This window comes from Faecalibacterium sp. (assembly GCF_052358865.1).
GTDB lineage: Bacteria > Bacillota > Clostridia > Oscillospirales > Ruminococcaceae > Faecalibacterium > Faecalibacterium butyricigenerans.
Genome location: NZ_DAWCVJ010000005.1, coordinates 23,903 through 44,193, shown reverse-complemented (window position 1 = coordinate 44,193; position 20,291 = coordinate 23,903). Strand labels below are relative to the sequence as shown.

The window sequence follows — 20,291 nt, the reverse complement described above, 5'->3', positions numbered from 1 at the left end:
CGCATGACAAAAGACATGACGACCGGGGCCATCACGCCCCTTCTGGTCGATTTCACCGTTCCGCTGGTACTGGGCAACCTGTTCCAGCTCACCTACAACGCCGCCGACAGCATCATCGTGGGCAAATTCGTGGGCGAGGACGCCCTCGCCGCCGTCGGCACCTCCAATCCGCTGATGACGCTGGCCATCCTCTTCATCAACGGGCTTTGCCTCGGCGCGGGCATCCTCGTCAGCACGGCCTACGGCGCGGGCGACACCCAGCGGGTGGAGCGTCAGGTCTCCACCACCGCCATCGCGGGCACCGTATTCTCGCTGGTCTTTTCGGCCCTCTGCGTCCTGCTGGCGACGCCCCTGCTGCGGCTGATGCAGGTGCCGACGGAGATCCTGCCCATCGCGGTGCAGTACCTCCGCATCGTGTTTGCCGGACTCATCTTCACCTTCTTCTACAACTTCCTCGCGGCCACCATGCGGGCGCTGGGGGACAGCAAGAGCGCCCTCTACTTCCTGATGATAAGCTCTGTGCTGAACATCGGCGGCGACCTGTTCTTCGTCGAGGTGCTGGGCTGGGGCAGCGAGGGCTGCGCCCTCTCCACCGTCCTCAGCGAGGCCCTCTGCTGCGTGCTCTGCGTCATTTACATCCAGTGCAGGATTCCTGTCCTTCAGCTGGGTCGGCGCTGGCTGGTCTTTGACAGCTCGCTGCTGCGCAGCACCGTCCAGTACGGCTGGACCAGCGCCATGCAGCAGGCCACCGTCCAGCTGGGCAAGATTGCCGTGCAAGCCATCGTCAACACGCTGGGCGTCAACGCCATGGCGGCATTCACCGCCGCCAGTCGGGTGGACGACTTCACCTATATGCCCCAGCAGAACATCGCCCACGCCATGACCACCCTGATGGCCCAGAACCACGGCGCAGGCAAAAAAGAGCGGGTGCGGCAGGGCTTTTTCTGCGGCCTGCGCATCGAGCTTGTCTACGGCCTGCTCCTGATGGCAGTCTGCCTGCTCTTTGCCCGCCCCATCATCTCCCTCTTCGTGGACGACCCCGCCGTCGTCGAGCTGGGCGTCCAGTTCCTGCGGTGCGCCTCCCTCTTCTATCTGATGCCCGGCGTGACCAACGGCATTCAGGGCGGCTTCCGGGGTCTGGGCGACCTGAAGATCACCTTGACCAGCAGTATGCTCAACATGGGCTTCCGGGTGCTGGCCGCCGCCATTCTGATCCTGCTGCTCAAAGTCGAGCTTCGGTTCCTGCCCGTGAGCTACGGCATCGGCTGGCTCTCCATGCTGATCTACGAGCTGCCCCTGCTCATCCGCTATCTGAAGGAAGACAAGCTGTAAAGACAGCAAAAGACCTCTGCACGCCATCTCGTGCAGAGGTCTTTTTTGGTTTCAGTTCTCCTTTTCCACCTTGCTCAGGAGGATGCGGTCGTTGTCGAGGGCCTTGCCTGCGTTCTCGCGGAACTTTTCCAGCAGGTCGTCCACCGTCATCCGGCTCCGGGCCTCGCCCTTGACGTCGAAAACGATGCGTCCTGCATCCATCATAAGGGTGCGGTTGCCCAGCTCCAGCGCCTGATGCATATTGTGCGTGACCATCAGGCAGGTGATCTTCTTCTCGGCCACGATGCTCTTGGTCAGATCCAGCACCTTTTCCGCCGTGGCGGGGTCGAGGGCGGCGGTGTGCTCGTCCAGAAGCAGGAGCTTCGGGGTGACGAGGGTGGCCATCAGCAGGGTCAGCGCCTGACGCTGACCGCCCGACAGCAGACCCACCGGCTGTTTCATCCGGTCTTCGAGGCCCATGTCCAGCAGGGCCAGCTTTTCGCGGAAGATCTCCTTGTCTTTGCGGGAGATGCGGGAGAAGATGGCGTTGGGGGCAGTTCCGGCGCGCAGATAGGCCAGCGCCAGATTCTCCTCGATGGTCATGTTGGGGGCTGTGCCCTTGAGGGGGTCTTGGAACAGGTGGCCGATGACCCGGCTGCGCTGATATTCCGGCGTAAAGGTGATGTCCTCATCGCCCAGCGTGATGCTGCCCTCGTCGGCGATGAAACCGCCGGTGATGGCGTTGAAGAGGGTGGATTTGCCCGCGCCGTTTGAGCCGACGATGGTGGCGAAGTCTCCCGCCTCCATCGTCAGGCTGACACCGTTCAGGGCGATCTTTTCGTTGACGGTGCCGGGGTTGAAGGTCTTGTGCAAACCGCGAAGCTCAAGCATCTCCATCTCACACACGCTCCTTCCGGGTCCGGGCCGCATTGCGGCGCTTCTCAAAGGCGATTTTTTCTTTGATCGCAGGCATCGAGATGGCCACAGCCACGATGATGGCGCTTACCAGCTTCATCGCAGCCGCCGGGACGTTGAAGCGGAGGGCCACCGCCACGATGAAGCGGTAGAGGCAGCTGCCGAAGACGACGCCCAGCACCCGGCGCACCATCGTCCGCCTGCCCACCAGCGTTTCGCCAATGATGAGGGAGGCCAGCGCAATGGTCACCATACCGGTGCCCACGTTGATGTCGCAGCTCTTCTGGTACTGGGCCAGCAGACCGCCGGACAGGGCGGTCAGTGCGCCCGAGATGCACAGGCCCACCGTGATGGTAAAGGCCGGGTTGATGCTGGAAGCCCGCACCATCGCGGCGTTGTCGCCGGTGGCGCGGATAGACAGGCCGAGGCGGGTGCCGAGAAAGCCCACCATCGCGGCCCCGGCCAGTGCGATGACCGCCGCCGCCAGCACCAGCTTATACCAGCCGCCCGTAAAGCTCAGGGCGCGCTTGGCGATGGAAAAGACCGTCTCGGTCTTGACCAGCGACATGGTGGAGGAGAAGCCCATCACCGCGAGGTTGATCGTATACAGGCCGGTGTTGACGATGATGCCGGCCATGATGCTCTCGACCCCGAGCCGGGTCTGCAAAAAAGCCGTAACGAAGCCAGAGCACACGCCAGCCGCCATCGCCGCCAGCAAGGCGAGGAAGGGGTGGCCGGTCAGCGCCACCTGACAGGCGACGGCGCAGCCAAGGGTGAAGCAGCCGTCGGTGGACAGGTCCGCGATATTCAGGATGGAATAGCTCAGAAACAGAGCCAGTGCAACGAGGGCGTAGATGCAGCCCAGCTCGAGCGCGGTCTGGATGACATTGAGCGAAAAGATACTCGCCAGCATGGTGTGCTCCTTTAACAGTTAATGTACAGTTCAGCCAAAGTTCTCCGCCGTGGTCACTTCCACGACCTCGGTGCAGTAGGGCGCAAAGGCCTTTTTCACGGTGTCGAGATCGAGGCCCAGAGCCTCGCAGGTCTCGGTGTTGATGGTAGCGATGCCGTTGTCGAAGGTCTGGAAGGGCAGGTCTGCGGGGGTCTTGCCGTCGCAGAGCAGCTCCACCACCATATCGGCCGTGGCCTCGCCCAGCTGGACGTAATCGACGCCGTAGCCCACGAATGCGCCGTTCAGTGCGAAGCTGTCCGCGCCGGTGTAGTGCTGGACGCCTGCCTCGATGAAGGTCTCGTAGATGGACAGCTCCGCGGTCATGACGGTATTGTCGGTAGGGGTAAAGACGGCCTTGACACCGGCAGCGATGAGGGCCTCGGCGGCCATCTGCACCTCGGCGGTGGTGGTGCCGTTCTTTTCGATGTACTTGATGCCCTTGCCATCGCAGAAGGCCTTGGCGTCGGCGATGGCCTGGGTGGAGGCATCTTGACTCAGGTCGTACAGCAGACCGATGGTGTCGATGTCGGGGTTGACGGCCAGAATGAGGTTCATGATGGCGTCCGTGTTCAGGGCGTCGGAGGTGCCGGTGATGTTCGGCTCGGTGTCGAAGCCGGCGGCGGCGGGGTCGGTAACGGCAGAGTAGACCACGGGGATGTCGGTGTCCTCCACTGCAGCCAGCATGGTAGCGGCGGTGGGAGTGGCCACAGCCACGATGACGTCTACCCCATCGGCCACGAGGTCGGCGCCGATCTGGTTCAGGTTGGTCTGGTCGGCCTGTGCGTTGGCGTAATAGTCGGCGTAGTCGAAGGTGACGCCCTTCTCCTTGGCCACCTCATCCAGACGGCTCTCCACCGACTCGACGATCTGGTTCAGGGAGGCGTGGTCCACATAGTTGACGATGCCGACCTTAAAGGTCTGCCCTGCCTCGCTGGCGGCAGCAGAAGAAGCTGCTGCGCTGGAAGCGGTGCCGGACGCAGTGCCCGAGGCCGAAGAGCCGCAGCCGGTCAGGCCCAGAGCGGAAACCGTGGCGGCGGCCATTGCCACCTTCAGAAAACTGCGGCGGGAGATCATGTTCATGGTTTTCATAGCGGTTGCTCCTTCCTTGGAGCGGGCGGCATATAAAATAAAAACCCGCTCCACCTGCGGGACGGGCTTTTGTTCTCGTATAACAAAACGACCCTGTCCCTGTGTGTTCATCCACAAGGACAGAGTCGAGAAATTCGAATCTGCGGTGCCACCTTGCTTGCTTTGCCCGTCTTCCCTCGGAAGCTGCAAAGCCCCTCACGGAGAGCCAACACTCCCCTGCCCTGTAACGGAGGCTTCCGTCCCAAGCTACTAGAGGCTCTGCCTCATTTGCCCGGCCCTCGGCGGCCCACGAATCTCTGCCCCGCTCTCACCCGTTTTCACTGTCCGGGTTCACTGAAGATGCGCTGTGCAGGTTCTCTTCCGCCTCATCGGTTTGATTGCATTATACACTTTATCTGTGTAAAGTCAAGAGGAAATCTCAAATTTTCCGTCAGATTTTTTCACGCTGTGTCACTCCATGTTGAGCCTGTTTCGCATCAGCCAGACCGTCAGCCCGAACCAGAACACCCCGAACGCTGCCGCGATGCCCAGCGTGAGGGCCGCGCAGCCCATGAGCGCAGAGAGGGCGGTCTGGATGCTGCCGGCATCGCCCACGACGGTATAGAGGGCCGTCTCATAGACTCTGGCACCCACACGCAGCAGCTTTTCGATCCAGCCCTGAACGTACTGCATCCCGAAAAAGCTCAGGATGCCCGCCAGCGCAGGATGGCTCTTGAACTGATGGCCCACCATGCAGGCGGCGTAGATGCAGGCGATGGCACTGACCATCCGCACGAAGCAGACGAGGCCGCTGAAGAGCATCATCTCCCAGAACGCCATGTCGTACCGCGCAAATGCCTCCCGGAGCTGCGACAGCATCCACGGCAGCTGGTCGAGCAGGTCTATCTCCGCCATCATCAGGATGGCCAGAATGCCGAAGGAGAGGCCCGCCGCAAAGATACTGCACACGCTCCACACCGTGCCCGAGATGAGCTTTGCACCCACGAGCTGAGCCTCCGTCACCGGCAGGGTATGCATCAGATAGCCCTCCCGGCCCAGCAGGTTGCCGTAGAACCGCTGCACGATGGTCATGACGGTGACGACTGCCGTGCCGATGAGGACCGCCGTGTACGCAAGACTCAGCAGGCCCACGGCGGTAGAATAGGCGTCGCTGTTTGTGCCGTTCCAGCCCCGGATCGAGGCACCAAACAGCACCGACACCGCCAGCAGAGCCAGATACAGCCCGCCGTAGGTGCGGGCCGTGGCCCGGAACTCATGTTTCAGTAATTTTTTCAGCATTTGAATACCTCCCGGAAATACGCATCCACGCTCATGCCCTCAGTCTCACGGAGTTCCTCCACCGACCGATGGGCGAAGACTTTTCCGTTTTTCAGGAACACCGCCTCGTCCAGCACCGGTTCCACATCCTCGATGAGGTGGGTGGAGAGGATGACCGAGGCATCCCGGCTGTAGTTGGTGAGGATGGTGTTCAGGATGTAATCCCGTGCCGCCGGGTCCACGCCGCCGATGGGTTCATCCAGCAGATAGAGCCGGGCGTTCCGGCTCATGGCGAGGATGAGCTGGACCTTCTCCTTGTTTCCCTTCGAGAGGCTCTTGAGGATGGCTTTGGGCGAAAGCTCCAGCTTTTCCAGCATCTCACTGGCCTTTGCGGTGTCGAAGTCGGCGTAAAAATCCCGGAACATCTCCACAAGCTGCTCCACCCGCATCCAGTCGGGCAGCCACTGGGCGTCCGGCAGATAGGAGACGATGGCCTTGGTATCCGGGCCGGGAGCCATGCCCGCCACTTTGATGCTTCCCGCCGTGGGTTGCAAAAGGCCGTTCGCCAGCTTGATGAGGGTGGTCTTGCCGCTGCCGTTGGGGCCGAGCAGGCCCACGATGCGGCCAAAGCCGATGTGCAGGTCGATGCTGTCGAGGGCGTTCGTCCCCTTCTGGTAGGATTTCGTCAGTCCCTCACAGGTCAGAAGTTCATTCATTCCGTTCACTCTCCTTTGTTTCCCAGCCCGTCACCAGCGCGGCGGCCTGTGCCGGGCCGTAGCCGATGCCGCGCATTTTTTCCAGATATTCAGCGGTCACAGCCCGGGCCGTCTCATCCCGCAGCTTTTCCAATAAAGCGGTGTCCTCGGTGACGAAGCGGCCCGTTGTCCGCTCGGTGCGGACGAGGCCCTCCGCTTCCAGCTGGGCCAGCGCCCGCTGCATGGTGTTGGGGTTGACCCCCGCTGCCGCCGCCAGATCACGCACCGAGTCCAGATGCCCGCCGGGCGGATAGACCCCCGCCAATATCTTTGCCTTGAGACGTTCCACGATCTGCGCATAAATGGGGCGGCTCGTGTCGAATCGTTCTCCCATCCTCTCATCTCCTTGTGTTGCTGTACTAAGTGCTTAATACAATAATACTCGTTTTTGGTTTTTTGTCAAGAGGGGAATTTCCAATCCCTGCAAAATATGCTATACTATCTCTTGTATGCTACAGGAAAATGCGCAGGAGCACAGAAAACTATGAAAGCGACCATTATCATCCCCAACATCAACGGCAAAGGCTGGCTCAAAGACTCCATCGAGTCGGTCTACGCCCAGACCGAACAGGATTTCGAACTCATCGTGGTGGACAACGGCTCCACCGACGAGAGCCTCGAGCAGGCCCGCAGCTATTGCAGCCGGCCCAACTTCACCCTCATCGAGAACGGCTGCAACACCGGCTTCTCCCATGCCGTGAATCAGGGCATTGCCCGGGCGAAGAGCGAGTTCGTGGTACTGTTCAACAACGATGCCTTTGCCGAGCCTCAGTGGCTGGCCGAGCTGCTCCGCGCCGCCGAGAGCGACGAGAAGATCTTTGCCGTCCAGAGCCTTATGATCCGCCACTTCGACCGGGAGCTGGCCGACGACGCCGGTGACTACGTCACATGGATGGGCTTTGCCTGCAAGACCGGCGACGGACGCCGGGCCAGCCGGTACACCAGACAGAAGCGCATCTTCTCGGCCTGCGGCGGCGCGGCCCTCTACCGCAAGAGCATCCTTGACGAGATCGGCGTCTTTGATGAAAATTTCTTCGCCTACTTCGAGGACGTAGACCTCAGTTGGCGGGCCAACAACGCGGGCTACAAAAACATCCTCTGCCCCACAGCCAAGTGCTACCACATCTGCGGGGCCAGCACCGGCGCGGTGCGGTACAACGCCTTCAAAAGCCAGCAGAGCGGTCGGAACAGCATCCTCCTCCCCCTCAAAAACGAGCCTCTTCTGATGCTCCTCCTCAACTTCATCCCGCTGGCGCTGGGCTATCTGCTCAAGTGCTACAAGTTCCACAAGCAGGGCTTCGGCGAAGCATGGGACAAGGGGATGCACGAGGCCTTCGACCTGCTCCGAAGCGGTCGCCTCGGCAAGCGCCCCTTCCGCCTGCGTGACCTGCCCAACTACATCCTCATGGAGCTGTGGATGATCTGGAACATGGTACCCTATCTGTGGTACCGGCTGGTGGTCGTGAGATTTGATCTGAAATAACAATAAGCCCGCCCCACTGTGAAAGCCACAGCAGGGGCGGGCTTACTCATACAAACTGGAATTTATGTCAATGCGAACTCAATCTCATCAAGTTTATTTGTTATTGCGTTCTTTTTCCCTGTCTCCTTAAAGCCTATTCGACGATAGAGTCTCCCAGCATTTATATTATTCTCAAGAATCCACAGCGTAGGGGTATCCGTACATTGGCCTACTGCGTATAGTAACAATTTCGTTCCATAACCCATGTTTTGCATATCTGGAAGAATATAAAGATCCTCTATTAAACCCTTTGTTACAGAAACAACCCCTATTGGTTTTTCTTCTACAAGCATATAAAGCTTTGTTCCGTTGTTCATCTTGTTTCTCAAATACTCCTGTTGCCGATCTGGCGTGTGTGTTTCTATGAAATCAGGAGTACAAAATGCACGATGCGATTCCTTCCAGGATATTGAATGGATGGTTGCGGCTTGAAGAAGATTTGTTTCATCTACAGGTACTATCATACTTACCTCCACAAATTCCGATTTGTTGAACTAAGCCGAGTATACCACACGTTCCAACAAAAGAATACTTCTGTACACAAAAATCCCATGTCCGATACCGTATGGTACAGACATGGGATTTTCTTCTGCGTCTTTACGCCGCCGGGCTGGCTGCGCTCTCGGCCTGCGGCTCGGCCTGCGGCTCGGCTTCCGCAGAGGCCGCTGCGGAGCTTGCCGGGGCCTCGCCGCCGGTAGCGAGGATGGCATCCTCCACATCGCTGTCCGCCATCGGTGCGGGCTGGCTGGCGGCAGATGCCGCCGTCTGCTCCGGCTTTGTCTCGCTCTCGGTCAGGCCGGTGAGATACCAGCTGCCGCTCTGACGGCTGAAGAGGTAGTCCATATACTTGGTCGGCGTGTCCGAATTTGTGACGAGGATGCTGTCGTCCGCGTTCTGGGTGGGGATGTAGCCCACGGTGACGTGGAGAAGGCCGCCCTTCTTGAACAGCTTGGTGACGGTGGCTCGGTAGCTGCCCACGCCGCCGGTGACGGGGATCTTGTAGCACTGGGTGGCGTCGTCGAACTCGATGGTCATATCCTCCATCTCGAACGTCTTATGGGTCATGCGGAAGCTGGGGCCTACGAGCTTTGCAAGGTAGGCGTCCACATCCACCGACGGGATGAGCAGCTGTTCGGTATCGGGGTCGGTGTTGTAGCCCTCGAAGCCGCCCTGCGTCTCCTGAATGCTGTACACACAGCCCCAGACTGCGGCTTCGCGGAGGGTCAGGTCGTCGATGTTCTCGATGCCGTCGAAGGGCACCGGGTCGAACAGCACAAGGCCCTCCAGTTTATCTTCGTATTCCTGCCGCTGGGCGGTGTCGTCGAACAGCTTTGCCACAGCGCTCACACCTGCGTGCAGCACCGTCAGCGTGCCGATGAGCACCAGCACGGCGATGAGCAGCCCGAGGGCCTGACGGCCGCGGCGGCGGTGGAGCCGGGCGTGTTCTTCCGGGGTCATTTCCATCTTCATATGATTATCGTCTCCTGCGTTATTGCACTTTTCAGATAGAAACAGTATACCACATTCCCGGGCAGGGTGCAAAACCCCGCCGGTGTTATTTTGGTGAAACTGCCTCAGAAGCTGTTTTTATAGCCAGAGTGTGCCAGATGGGCGAAGCTTTTCGCCGGCAGACAAGGCGATTTTCCGCAGCAATCCTTGGCGGATTGCAAGGGAAAACAACGCAGTATGCCAGCGAAAAGACCGCCCAGATGGTGCGCAATGGTTATGAAAACAGCTTCTCAATCCCAGCTTTTCCAGACGTCGGGCTGGTAGCCCACGGTGGCCTGACGGCCATTGCGGACGATGGGGGTGCGGAACAGCTGCTGGTTCTCAAAGAGCTTGTCTTCCTTCTGCCAGTCCACCAGCGCGTCCAGCAGCGCCAGCGTCTGCTTGTCCTTGGCGTTGGGATTCACCAGCGCCTGCCAGCCGCCCAGCGCCCGGGACACGTTCTCGAACTCGCCCCGGCTCATCTCTTTTTCTTTCAGGTCGATCATCTGGAATTTGATGCCGCGCTCCTTAAAATAGCGCTGCGCCTTTTTGGTATCGAAGCACTTGGTGGTGCCGAAGATCTGGATGTTCATGGTCTTACCCTCCTGTTGATTCTGTTCTATTGTAGCATATCTGCGCCCGAAAGCCTATACCTGCGCGCATATTTTGCCCCCGTCCGGACCAAACTGCTCTCAACACGCTCTGCGTGAACGCATGGGAGGTGCTTTTTATGAAAGCTTTCGTAGACCCTGAACTCTGCATCGGCTGCACCCAGTGCGCCGGGCTTTGCCCCGGCGTGTACCAGATGGAGGGCACGCTGGCCGTCGCCATCCCCGGCGACATCCCGCCCGACGAAGTCCCGCTGGCCGTAGACGCTGCCAACGCCTGCCCCGTGGGGGCGATAAGGGTGGAATAAAGCAGCTATATCAAAGGGACTGCTGGACTAAACCTCTCAGTCTCGCTTCGCTCGACAGCTCCCCTACCGAGGGGAGCCTCTGGCGAAGAGAGAAAGCCCTGCGCCATGCCAAAGCCTCCCCTCGATAGGGGAGGTGGCACGGCGTCAGCCGTGACGGAGAGGTTTATTCCGCAGTCTCTTTTTTCTTTGCGCCGTTCGTGCTATACTATAAGATGTGAAATTATGGAATGGAGGACCACAAGCTATGCGTTTACTGGTCATCGACGGCAACAGCATCGCCAACCGTGCCTTTTACGGCATCAAGCTGCTGACCACCAAGGACGGCCGCTACACCAACGCCATTTTCGGCTTTCTGAATATCCTGCTCTCCCTGCTCAAGGAATGTGACCCCGACGAGGTGGCCGTGGCCTTCGACCTCAAGGCCCCCACCTTCCGCCACAAAATGTACGACGGCTACAAGGCCACCCGCCACAAGATGCCCGACGAGCTGGCCGCACAGATGCCGGTGCTGAAAGAGCTTCTGGCTGCGCTGGGCTACCGCGAGGTGACAGCGGAGGGCTGGGAGGCCGACGACATCCTCGGCACCCTGTCCGCCGCCTGCGCCGCCCGCAGCGACGACTGCTTCCTCGCCACCGGAGACCGGGACAGCCTGCAGCTGGTCAGCGACACCACCACCGTCCTGCTGGCTACCACCGCCATGGGCCGCAGCAAGACCGTCACCATGGACGTGGAGGCCGTGAAGGAAAAATACGGCGTCTCCCCCCGCCAGCTCATCGACATCAAGAGCCTGATGGGCGACGCCTCCGACAACATCCCGGGCGTCAAGGGCATCGGCGAGAAGAGTGCCGTCACCCTCATCCAGAAATACGGCAGCCTCGCAGGGGTCTACGCCCACCTCGACGACACCGCTGACAAGACCATCAAGCCCAAGCAGCGGGAGCATCTGGCCGAAGACCGGGCGATGGCTGAGCTGAGCTACACGCTGGGCACCATCCGCACCGACGCCCCCATCGACACCGCCGAGGGTGCGTATGTCGTGGGTGAGGGCAACAAGGCCGAGGCCGTCCGGCTGATGCAGGAGCTGGAGCTGCACTCCCTCATCACCCGCTTCGGCCTCAGCGACGTCGCGCCTGCTGCCGACCCGGCCAAGGCCAGCGCCGGGCCGCTGCCGGAGGCCGGGATCGCCGCTCTGCCCGCAGAGCCAAAGGGCCATTACCTCGTGGCGGCCCGGCCTGCCGTCATGGGAAAGCAGGGCACCCGCATCGTGGAGCTGCAGCCCGCCGCATGGTATGCCGTGCAGGACAGGACCGTCTTCCCGCTGGAGGCCGACGACCTCCTCCGCCTGCTGGACAACGCGGACGTCACCCTCGACGTCTTCGACAGCGCCCCACTCTACGCCCGTGCGATGGCGGCGGGCGGCTGGGGCAGCAGCATCATCTGGGACGGCAAGCTGGCGGCGTATCTGCTGGACGCTTCGGCCTCGAAGTACAACCTCTCCGAGCTGATCATCCGCTACCGCGCCGACGCTGCCTTCACCTGTGAGGCATGGCCGGACGCCGGTGCTCTGGCCGACCTCTTCGCCAAGATGAAGGCGGAGATCACCGCGCTGGGCGAGGACGCGCTCTACAACGACATCGAGTTCCCGCTGGCACAGGTGCTGGCCGACATGACCCGCATCGGCATCCTCGTGGACCGGGAGGGCATCGAGAAGTTCGGCGTGAAAATGCGGGCCGAGCTGGAAGACGTCCTCACCCGCATCCATATGGAGACAGGCAGCGCCAGCTTCAACCCCAACAGCCCCAAGCAGCTGGGCGAGATGCTCTTCGACACCATGGGCCTGCCCCACGGCAAGAAGACCCAGCGCGGCTGGTCCACCGACGCCGAGACTCTGGAGTCTCTGCGGGACTACCCGCTGGTGGAGGACATTTTGCAGTACCGTGCCTACCAGAAGCTCAACTCCACCTATGTCGAGGGTCTTCTGAAGGTCATCGCGGAGGATGGCCGCATCCACACCCGCTTCAACCAGACCGAAGCCCGCACCGGACGCCTCTCCTCCGACAACCCCAACCTGCAGAACATCCCCATCCGCACCGAGCTGGGCAGCCAGCTCCGCGCCTACTTTGTGGCGCGGCCCGGCTGCGTGCTGGTGGACGCCGATTACAGCCAGATCGAGCTGCGTATCCTCGCCCACGTCACCGGCGACGAGCATATGCAGCAGGCCTTCCTGACCGGCGAGGACATCCACCGCAGCACCGCCGCGAAGATCTACAACCTGCCCCTCGAGCAGGTCACGCCCCGTCTCCGTTCCTCTGCCAAAGCCATCAACTTCGGCATCATGTACGGCAAGGGCGCTTACAGCCTCTCGAAGGACATCGGCGTCAGCGTCAAGGAGGCCGACGCCTTCCTGAAAAACTATCTGGCCACTTTCCCGAAGGTGAGCGGCTATATGGACAAGACCATCTCCGACGCCCGGGCCTGCGGCTATGTGTCCACCCTCTTCGGACGCCGCCGCTCCCTGCCCGAGCTGACCAGCAACAACCACAACATCCGGGCCAGCGGCGAGCGGATGGCCCGCAACACCCCCATTCAGGGCACTGCCGCCGACGTCATCAAGCTGGCGATGGTGCGGGTCTGGCGGCGTCTGCGGGACGAGAAGATGGAGAGCCGCCTCATCCTGACCGTCCACGACGAACTCATCGTGGAGGCCCCGGAGGCGGAGGCCGCAAAGGCCGCTTCTATCTTACAAGAAGAGATGGAAGGCTGTGTCAATTACGCTGTGCCCCTGAGCACCGAGGTGCATCAGGGCAAAAACTGGCTGGAGGCCCACTAAGACCATGATCATTCTAGGAATCGAATCCACCTGCGACGAGACCGCCGCATCTCTGGTGGAGGATGGCCGGCATCTGCTGAGCAACGTCATCTCCACCAGCGTCAAGGAACAGGCGCTTTATGGCGGCGTCGTGCCCGAGATCGCCAGCCGCCGCCACTGCGAGTTCATCAGCGCCACCGTCAAAAAGGCTCTGCTGGACGCCGGAAAGACCATCGACGATGTGGACGCCGTGGCCGTCACCTTCGCGCCCGGACTCATCGGCGCGGTGCTGGTGGGTGTCAACTTCGCCAAGGGCCTCGCCTACTCGGCGGGCAAGCCGCTGGTGCCGGTCCACCATCTGCGGGGCCACATCGCGGCCCTTTACCTCACCCACCCCGAGCTGAAGCCGCCCTTCCTCTGCCTCGTGGCATCCGGCGGACACAGCCACATCGTGGAGGTGCAGGACTACACCCACTACCACATCCTCGGCCACACGGTGGACGATGCCGCCGGTGAGGCCTTCGACAAGGTGGCCCGGACGCTGGGCCTGCCCTATCCCGGCGGCCCCAGCGTCGCCAACGCCGCCAAAACCGGAGACCCGAAGGCCTACCGCCTGCCCGTCCCCCACGTCGAGGGCCGATACAACGTCAGCTTCTCCGGCCTCAAGACCGCTGTGCTGAACGAGGTGAATCAGGCCCAGATGAAGGGCACTGAGATCCATGTCCCCGACCTTGCGGCCAGCTTTCAGGAGCGCATCGCAGGCATCCTCGCCGAAAAGCTCCTCCTCGCCGCCGCCGACACCGGCGCAAAGCAGGTCTGCCTCGCGGGCGGCGTCGCAGCCAATGGCCGTCTGCGCCAGCTGGTCAACGACGGTGCCCAGAAGCTGGGCGCAAAGGTCTATCTGCCTGAGCTGAAGTTCTGCGGCGACAACGGCGCCATGATCGCGGCGCAGGGGTATTACCAGTACATCGCAGGCCATACCGCCGGGCTGGAGCTGAACGGCCTGCCCACGCTGCCCATTGATTACGAATAAGGTATAACGAAAAAAGGAGCCTCACGGCTCCTTTTTCTTATGCATTCTCTGACACCGCATCCCGTCCGAAGTAAAGCTCCACTTCGCCGATCTTCTTTTTCCGCAGCAGGAACGCTGTGGGGATGAGATAGACCGCCACCGACGCCAGCATGGTGATGTCGTAGGTGCTGATGCTGTCGGCCACCGACTGGGTGCCGTATAATCCGCCCACCAGCATGGAAGTGATGTCCATCGCGGCGTGGATGAACACCGTCACCCAGATGTTGCCGGTGCGGAAATAGACTGCCGCCAGCAGGGTGCCCAGCGATGCCGCAAAGACACACTGCATCAGCACGCCCAGCGGCGCGCTGCCGGTGAGGTTGGTCAGGTGGGCCGCGCCAAAGTACAGGCCCGACAGCAGACAGGCTTTCCAGGCGCCGCCCCGGCTGGTGCCGAAGTGCTCAAGCAGGGTCTGGGCGATGACCCCCCGGAACAGAAACTCTTCGGCCACGCCCACGCTGGTCATGCCCAGCAGGAACCACACGATGCGCCACGCGGGCAGCATATCGCCCTCCGGGCGGCCGAACAGCAGGGTGTTGTAGGCGTTGTAGCTGATGAGTGCGATGGGGTACAGGCCCACCAGCAGGCCGTTGAAGAAGCCGCTGCCCCGGCGGCGGAGCAGGCCGATCTTCCCGGTGCGGGCCAGAAGGAAGCAGGCCGTCAGGATGCCCGCCGCCTCCTGCAGGGTCGTCAGCAGATAGTCGTCGGCCATCTCGAGGTCGCGCAGGACGAATAAGATCCCCAGAAGCGACACCATCGACGCCACGAACAGCATCCCCAGAAACAGCACCTCGGCCCCGAGGCAGTAGAGCATCGGGTGGGCGCTGCGCAGACGTTTGAGCATAGAAAGACCTCCCTGTGTCGTAGTGGTACTATTCTACCATATTTTCAGGGAAAGAGATAGAGAAACCTAAAAATCCCACTGGGCTGATTGCTTGCCTTGCTGCGTTGCCTGCGAGTTGCGCTTGCCGCTTTTTCCGCAGCCCCTTGGCGGGGCTTTGAAAAAACGGAGCGCTGCCCCAGCCTCGCCTCCCTGTTTCCGCCGCAGGCGGCGGTCGGCTCTGCTGCTGTTCAAATCCCGCGCTCGACTAAATAAAAAATCCAGTACACAAATGTGTACGGTAGTCACCAACTGTTGACATTCCTAGCCGTTGGGACCCGCGGGCTAAGCAACAGCCCACTGGGCTGATTGCTTGCCTTGCTGCGCCGCCTGCGAGTTGCGCTTGCCGCTTTTTCCGCAGCCTCTTGGCGGGGCTTTGAAAAAACGGAGCGCTGCCCCAGCCTCGCCTCCCTGTTTCCGCCGCAGGCGGCGGTCGGCTCTGCTGCTGTTCAAATCCCGCGCTCGACTAAATAAAAAATCCAGTACACAAATGTGTACTGGATTTTTTAAGTCGGAGCAGCGGGATTTGAACCCACGGCCTCCTCGTCCCGAACGAGGCGCGCTACCAACTGCGCTATGCCCCGAAAATACCGCAACCCAACGGGCTGCGGTCTGGTTGGGGATGAGAGAATCGAACTCCCACAAGTAGAGTCAGAGTCTACCGCACTACCACTATGCAAATCCCCACTATTTGGTTTCGCCCTCAGCACCGAAGCGCTGCTGACGAGGAATATTATACAGCCTCTTCTCCCATTTGTCAACCACTTTTTTGATTTTTTTGCTCATGTTTTTTCGCCCCCGCCCGCCCCGGCGTTTTCACAGCTTTTTTCGGCCCCGCCTCTTGACACCTGCTCCCTTTGGGAATACTCTTATAGTATCATTTACCTGCTCCTGAAATCGGAAGAAACGAGGGTTATTCAATATGAAAAAACGTGTTGGCATCCTGACCTCCGGCGGCGACTGTCCCGGCCTGAACGCCACCATCCGCGGCGTGGCAAAGGCCCTGTATGCACGGTTCGGCGAGAACGTCGAGATCGTGGGCATCCTCAACGGCTACCACGGCCTCATCACCGGCGACTACAAGGAGATGACGGAGGACGATTTCCGCGGCATCCTGACGCTGGGCGGCACCATCCTCGGCACCAAGCGCACCCCCTTCAAGCTCATGCGCGTGGTGGAAGAGGACAAGATCGACAAGGTCGCCGCCATGAAAAAGACCTACAAGGACGCCAAGCTCGACTGCCTGCTCTGCCTCGGCGGCAACGGCACCCACAAGACGGCCAACCTTCTCGCGCAGGAGGGCCTGAACATCATCGGCCTGCCCAAGACCATCGACAACGACATCTACGGCACCGACGTCACCTTCGGCTTCCACACCGCCGTGGACATCGCTACCGAGGTCATCGACCGCATCCACACCACCGCCGGCAGCCACAGCCGCGTCATGTGCATCGAGATCATGGGCAACAAGGCTGGCTGGCTGACCCTCTACTCCGGCATCGCCGGCGGCGCGGACATCATCCTGCTGCCCGAGATGCCCTATGACATCGACCGCGTCTGCAGCGCCGTCGAGCGCCGCGCCCGCAAGGGTTCCAACTTCTCCATCATCGCCGTGGCCGAGGGTGCCATCAACACCGAAGAGGCCGGTATGAAGCGGAAGGAGTGGATGGCCAAGCGCACGGAGGCCGGTTACGGTGCCACCGCCACCAACCGCATCGCCGCCGCCGTCCAGAAGAAGACCGGCATGGAGACCCGCGTCTGCATCCCGGGCCATATGCAGCGCGGCGGCAGCCCCAGCGCCTACGACCGCGTGCTGGCCACCCAGTTCGGCAGCTACGCCGCCAAGTTGGTGGAGATGGAGCGCTACGGCGTCACTGTCGCCATGGTCAACAACCGCGTCATCGCCAACCGCCTCGAGGACATCGCCGGCAAGACCCGCAACGTCCCCGAAGGCTGCGAGCTGCTCACCGTCGCCCGCCGGATGGGCGTGAGCCTCGGCTGAGTCCCACATTCCAGCGGTTCGGATCACTTTTCTAATGCACCGTAAAACAGTGCCATACAAAAAAGAGCACTCCCGTGTCGATGCGGGAGTGCTCCTTTTTTCACTTGCGAATATACAAGAAGTTACTTGTTCTTGTACATTTCCTCGTAGTATTTCTGGTAGTTGCCGCTGGTGATGTGCTCCATCCACTCCTCGTGGTCGAGGTACCAGTCGATGGTCAGGACGATGCCCTTCTCGAAGGGAGTCTCGGGGTACCAGCCCAGATCGTTCTTGATCTTGGTGGGGTCGATGCCATAGCGGCGGTCGTGGCCCAGACGGTCGGCGACGTGCTTGATGAGGTCTTCGCTGATGCCGTCGTCCTTGAGGCGGTCGTGGAGCTGCTCGATGATGGTCTTGACGATGAAGATGTTGGGGCGCTCGTTGTGGCCGCCGACGTTGTAGACCTCGCCGACCTTGCCGCCGTTGCAGACCATGTCGATGGCCTTGCAGTGGTCCTCAACGTACAGCCAGTCGCGGATCTGCATACCGTCGCCGTAGACGGGCAGCTGCTTGTGGTGCTTGACGTTGTTGATCATCAGCGGGATGAGCTTCTCGGGGAACTGGTAGGGGCCGTAGTTGTTGGAGCAGCGGGTGATGTTGATAGGCATACCATAGGTGTCGTGGAATGCCATAACGAACATATCGGCGCTGGCCTTGGAGGAGGAGTAGGGGCTGTGGGGGCAGAGCGGGGTGGTCTCCATGAAGAAGCCCTCGGCACCCAGAGCGCCGTAGACCTCATCGGTGGACACCTGCAGATACTTCTTGCCCTCTTTCCAAGTCTTGGCGTCGGCGTCGTACCAAGCCTCCTTGGCACGCTGCAACAGGTTGACGGTGCCCATCACGTTGCTCTGGACGAAGATCTCGGGGTTCTTGATGGAGCGGTCAACATGGCTCTCGGCGGCGAAGTTGATGACATAGTCGAAATCGTACTTTGCGAACAGGCTCTCGACCAGCTCCTTGTCGCAGATGTCGCCCTGCACAAAGACGTGGCGGGGGTCGCCCTCAACGTCCTTCAGGTTCTCAAGATTGCCGGCATAGGTCAGCTTGTCGAGGTTGACCAGCAAAATTTCAGGGTACTTCTTGAGCATATAATGCACGAAGTTGGAGCCGATAAAACCGGCACAGCCGGTGATAAGATATTTTTTCATAATGATATATTCCTCAGTGTTCTCTTCTTTTTCAGCGGCCTTGCCCTCTCAGTCACCTTCGGTGACAGCTCCCCCAAAGGGGGAGCCACTGGCGTGTCGGCAAAGCCCTTTCTGACTGAACAAAGTTTTTTCTATCGGAAGCCTCAGTGCTCCGCTGTCTGGATTTACAGCAGTTGGCCTCTGTCGCAAGGCCCGGCAGCTTCTGCCCAATCAGACCTCCGGCGTCCAGCTTTGCCTGCCCGGCACGCCAGTGGCTCTCCCTCTGGGAGAGCTGGACGCGAAGCGGCCTGAGAGGGCTATTATTTCATCCCGTTGTCACCGTCCCAGTGCTCGAAGAAGCAGGCCAGCGCGTCCTTCCAGTCGCGGACATCGTTGCCGACGGTGCAGCGGAGCATCCGGTTGTCCAGAGCGCTCCACTTGGGGCGGTCGGCGCTGTCCGGGTGCTTCGACTTGTACTCCTCGCTGGTGCAGGGGGCCACGGTGGCGTCCACGCCGGACAGACGGATGATCTCAGACGCGAAATCATACCAGGAGCAGATGCCCTCGCCGGTGCAGTGGTACAGGCCGTACTCGTGGGTGACGCAGAGCTGTAAGATCTCGTGGGCCAGATCGACGGCGTTGGTGGGGTTGCCGCACTGGTCGTTGACGACCTCCAGCTTGCCGAACTTTCGGCCTGCGTTCACGATGGTCTTGACGAAGTTCTTGCCGTAGTAGCTGTAGAGCCATGCGGTGCGGACGATGAAGTGACGGTGGCAGAACTGCTCGACGTACTTCTCACCCATGAGCTTGGTGGAGCCGTAGGCGCTGATGGGGCCGGGGATGGTGGCCTCATCCTGCGGGATGCCGCCGTTCTCACGGCCGGAGAAGACATAGTCGGTGGAGACGTGCACCAGCCGTGCGCCGGTCTTGGTGGCAGCCTGCGCCAGATTGCGGGGGCCGATGGCGTTGGCCTTGAAGGCGGTGTCATGGTTCACCTCGCAGCCGTCCACGTTGGTGAAGGCGGCGCAGTTGATGATGACATCCGGGCGCTGGCGGCGGATGAAGTCGTCCACCATCTTATAGTTGGTGATGTCCAGCTCCGGCAGATCCACCGGAATGACCGTGGCGTTCATCAGCTTCTCAGGGAGAGGGCCAAGCTCACTGCGGCCCTCCCGGAGCTGCTTGATGATCTCGGTGCCAAGCTGGCCCTTGCAGCCGGTAACAATGATTTTCATGCGGATACCGCCTCTCTTAATACTTCAGTTTGCCGTCAGCCACATTCTTGAGGTGCTGGCCGTAGGGACTCTTGCCGTAGCGCTCGGCGCTTTCCAGCAGGGTGTCGCGGTCGATCCAGCCGTACTTGAATGCGATCTCCTCGGGGGCGCTGATCTTGATGCCCTGACGCTTCTCGATCATCCGCACAAAGTCCGCTGCCTCCACGAGGCTGTCCATCGTACCGGTGTCCAGCCATGCAAAGCCACGGCCCAGCAGCTGGACGTCCAGCTCATCCTGCTTGAGGTACATATCGTTCAGGGTCGTGATCTCCAGCTCGCCGCGGGCGGAGGGCTTGACCTGCTTTGCCATCCGGACGACTTCCTTGTTGTAGAAGTACAGGCCGGTGATGGCGTAGTTGCTCTTGGGGTGCTGGGGCTTTTCTTCGACGCTGAGCACCTTGCCGTTTCCGTCGAACTCCACGATGCCGAAGCGCTCGGGGTCCGGCACATAGTAGCCGAAGACGGTGCAGCGGCCCTTGTTCTCCGCGTTGGCCACGGCGGTCTTCAGGATCTTGGAGAAGCCGTTGCCGTAGAAGATGTTGTCGCCGAGGATCATGGCGCAGCAGTCGTCGCCGATGAACTCCTCGCCGAGGATAAAGGCCTGCGCCAGACCGTCCGGAGACGGCTGGACCTTATATTGCAGATGGATGCCGTACTGGCTGCCATCGCCCAGCAGCGCCTCGAAGCGGGGCGTGTCGGTGGGGGTAGAGATGATGAGGATGTCCTGAATGCCCGCCAGCATGAGGGTGGACAGAGGATAGTAGATCATCGGCTTGTCGTAGACGGGCAGCAGCTGCTTGCTGGTGACCATCGTAAGCGGATAAAGCCGGGTGCCGGCACCGCCGGCCAGAATGATACCTTTCATTTTGTGCACTCCTTATAT

19 protein-coding genes and 2 tRNA genes are annotated in these 20,291 nt (G+C 60.8%); 6 read left to right on the top strand and 15 right to left on the bottom strand.

Annotated features, from left to right (window positions below):
* The first annotated feature begins 3 nt into the window (after positions 1-3).
* The gene (locus tag ACT8X9_RS01890; RefSeq protein WP_444267935.1) at positions 4-1,332 is read left to right on the top strand and encodes an MATE family efflux transporter; all 1,329 of its coding nucleotides are present in this window, start codon (positions 4-6) and stop codon (positions 1,330-1,332) included.
* A 51-nt stretch (positions 1,333-1,383) separates the two neighbouring features.
* Here ACT8X9_RS01890 and ACT8X9_RS01885 read toward each other — a convergent pair whose 3' ends face one another.
* The 6 genes from ACT8X9_RS01885 to ACT8X9_RS01860 all read right to left on the bottom strand — a co-directional run bounded on the left by ACT8X9_RS01885 (position 1,384) and on the right by ACT8X9_RS01860 (position 6,613).
* Complete coding sequence (locus ACT8X9_RS01885) at positions 1,384-2,202, bottom strand: ABC transporter ATP-binding protein (protein WP_444267955.1); 819 nt, start codon at positions 2,200-2,202, stop codon at positions 1,384-1,386.
* Between the two features lie 7 nt (positions 2,203-2,209).
* Positions 2,210-3,139: an ABC transporter permease gene (locus ACT8X9_RS01880; protein ID WP_444267934.1), complete on the bottom strand. Its 930-nt coding sequence runs from the start codon at positions 3,137-3,139 to the stop codon at positions 2,210-2,212.
* Positions 3,140-3,169: 30 nt separating this feature from the next.
* The gene (locus ACT8X9_RS01875) at positions 3,170-4,267 is read right to left on the bottom strand and encodes an ABC transporter substrate-binding protein (protein ID WP_227620521.1); all 1,098 of its coding nucleotides are present in this window, start codon (positions 4,265-4,267) and stop codon (positions 3,170-3,172) included.
* A gap of 450 nt (positions 4,268-4,717) precedes the next feature.
* Positions 4,718-5,545, bottom strand: a complete 828-nt coding sequence (locus ACT8X9_RS01870; protein WP_444267933.1) for a hypothetical protein — start codon at positions 5,543-5,545, stop codon at positions 4,718-4,720.
* Entirely contained in the window at positions 5,539-6,240 is a 702-nt protein-coding gene (locus tag ACT8X9_RS01865; RefSeq protein ID WP_444267932.1) for an ABC transporter ATP-binding protein, read from the bottom strand. Before ACT8X9_RS01865 ends, ACT8X9_RS01870 begins: the two co-directional genes overlap by 7 nt.
* Entirely contained in the window at positions 6,233-6,613 is a 381-nt protein-coding gene (locus ACT8X9_RS01860; protein WP_412590162.1) for a GntR family transcriptional regulator, read from the bottom strand. The genes ACT8X9_RS01865 and ACT8X9_RS01860 overlap by 8 nt, the downstream gene beginning before the upstream one ends.
* 150 nt (positions 6,614-6,763) lie before the next feature.
* Between ACT8X9_RS01860 and ACT8X9_RS01855 the strand changes: the two genes are divergently transcribed.
* Positions 6,764-7,762, top strand: a complete 999-nt coding sequence (locus ACT8X9_RS01855) for a glycosyltransferase family 2 protein (RefSeq protein ID WP_412590165.1) — start codon at positions 6,764-6,766, stop codon at positions 7,760-7,762.
* A gap of 62 nt (positions 7,763-7,824) precedes the next feature.
* On the opposite strand, the gene ACT8X9_RS01850 is transcribed toward ACT8X9_RS01855, so the two are convergent.
* The 3 genes from ACT8X9_RS01850 to ACT8X9_RS01840 form a co-directional block, all read right to left on the bottom strand.
* Positions 7,825-8,265 (bottom strand): GNAT family N-acetyltransferase, encoded by a 441-nt coding sequence (locus tag ACT8X9_RS01850; protein WP_444267931.1) that lies wholly within the window; start codon positions 8,263-8,265, stop codon positions 7,825-7,827.
* Between the two features lie 133 nt (positions 8,266-8,398).
* Entirely contained in the window at positions 8,399-9,271 is an 873-nt protein-coding gene (locus ACT8X9_RS01845; protein WP_444267930.1) for an Ice-structuring protein, read from the bottom strand.
* A 269-nt stretch (positions 9,272-9,540) separates the two neighbouring features.
* A complete protein-coding gene (locus ACT8X9_RS01840) occupies positions 9,541-9,882 on the bottom strand; it encodes an arsenate reductase family protein (protein WP_249233556.1) in 342 nt (113 codons plus the stop codon).
* A gap of 137 nt (positions 9,883-10,019) precedes the next feature.
* On the opposite strand from ACT8X9_RS01840, the gene ACT8X9_RS01835 reads away from it, so the two are divergent.
* The 3 genes from ACT8X9_RS01835 to tsaD all read left to right on the top strand — a co-directional run bounded on the left by ACT8X9_RS01835 (position 10,020) and on the right by tsaD (position 14,047).
* The gene (locus ACT8X9_RS01835) at positions 10,020-10,205 is read left to right on the top strand and encodes a ferredoxin (RefSeq protein WP_227620535.1); all 186 of its coding nucleotides are present in this window, start codon (positions 10,020-10,022) and stop codon (positions 10,203-10,205) included.
* Between the two features lie 244 nt (positions 10,206-10,449).
* Positions 10,450-13,035 carry a DNA polymerase I gene (gene polA / locus ACT8X9_RS01830; RefSeq protein WP_444267929.1) on the top strand — a complete coding sequence of 862 codons (2,586 nt, stop codon included), beginning with the start codon at positions 10,450-10,452 and terminating at the stop codon, positions 13,033-13,035.
* A gap of 4 nt (positions 13,036-13,039) precedes the next feature.
* On the top strand, positions 13,040-14,047 hold the full coding sequence (gene tsaD, locus ACT8X9_RS01825) for a tRNA (adenosine(37)-N6)-threonylcarbamoyltransferase complex transferase subunit TsaD (RefSeq protein WP_249233558.1): 1,008 nt from the start codon (positions 13,040-13,042) through the stop codon (positions 14,045-14,047).
* A gap of 37 nt (positions 14,048-14,084) precedes the next feature.
* Here the strand turns inward: tsaD and ACT8X9_RS01820 are convergent, their stop codons facing one another.
* The 3 genes from ACT8X9_RS01820 to ACT8X9_RS01810 form a co-directional block, all read right to left on the bottom strand.
* Positions 14,085-14,930 (bottom strand): lysostaphin resistance A-like protein, encoded by an 846-nt coding sequence (locus ACT8X9_RS01820; RefSeq protein ID WP_444267928.1) that lies wholly within the window; start codon positions 14,928-14,930, stop codon positions 14,085-14,087.
* Between the two features lie 547 nt (positions 14,931-15,477).
* Positions 15,478-15,550, bottom strand: a tRNA-Pro gene (locus ACT8X9_RS01815).
* Between the two features lie 29 nt (positions 15,551-15,579).
* Positions 15,580-15,653: transfer RNA gene (locus ACT8X9_RS01810), tRNA-Gln, on the bottom strand.
* A gap of 235 nt (positions 15,654-15,888) precedes the next feature.
* On the opposite strand from ACT8X9_RS01810, the gene ACT8X9_RS01805 reads away from it, so the two are divergent.
* On the top strand, positions 15,889-16,968 hold the full coding sequence (locus ACT8X9_RS01805) for a 6-phosphofructokinase (RefSeq protein WP_227620539.1): 1,080 nt from the start codon (positions 15,889-15,891) through the stop codon (positions 16,966-16,968).
* A gap of 122 nt (positions 16,969-17,090) precedes the next feature.
* Here ACT8X9_RS01805 and rfbB read toward each other — a convergent pair whose 3' ends face one another.
* From rfbB to rfbA, 3 genes are all read right to left on the bottom strand, one after another.
* Positions 17,091-18,155, bottom strand: coding sequence for a dTDP-glucose 4,6-dehydratase (rfbB, locus tag ACT8X9_RS01800; RefSeq protein WP_158395064.1), 1,065 nt, complete (start codon positions 18,153-18,155; stop codon positions 17,091-17,093).
* Positions 18,156-18,454: 299 nt separating this feature from the next.
* Positions 18,455-19,369 carry a dTDP-4-dehydrorhamnose reductase gene (gene rfbD, locus ACT8X9_RS01795; RefSeq protein WP_444267927.1) on the bottom strand — a complete coding sequence of 305 codons (915 nt, stop codon included), beginning with the start codon at positions 19,367-19,369 and terminating at the stop codon, positions 18,455-18,457.
* Positions 19,370-19,385: 16 nt separating this feature from the next.
* Positions 19,386-20,273 (bottom strand): glucose-1-phosphate thymidylyltransferase RfbA, encoded by an 888-nt coding sequence (gene rfbA / locus ACT8X9_RS01790; protein ID WP_227620545.1) that lies wholly within the window; start codon positions 20,271-20,273, stop codon positions 19,386-19,388.
* Between the last annotated feature and the right edge of the window lie 18 nt (positions 20,274-20,291).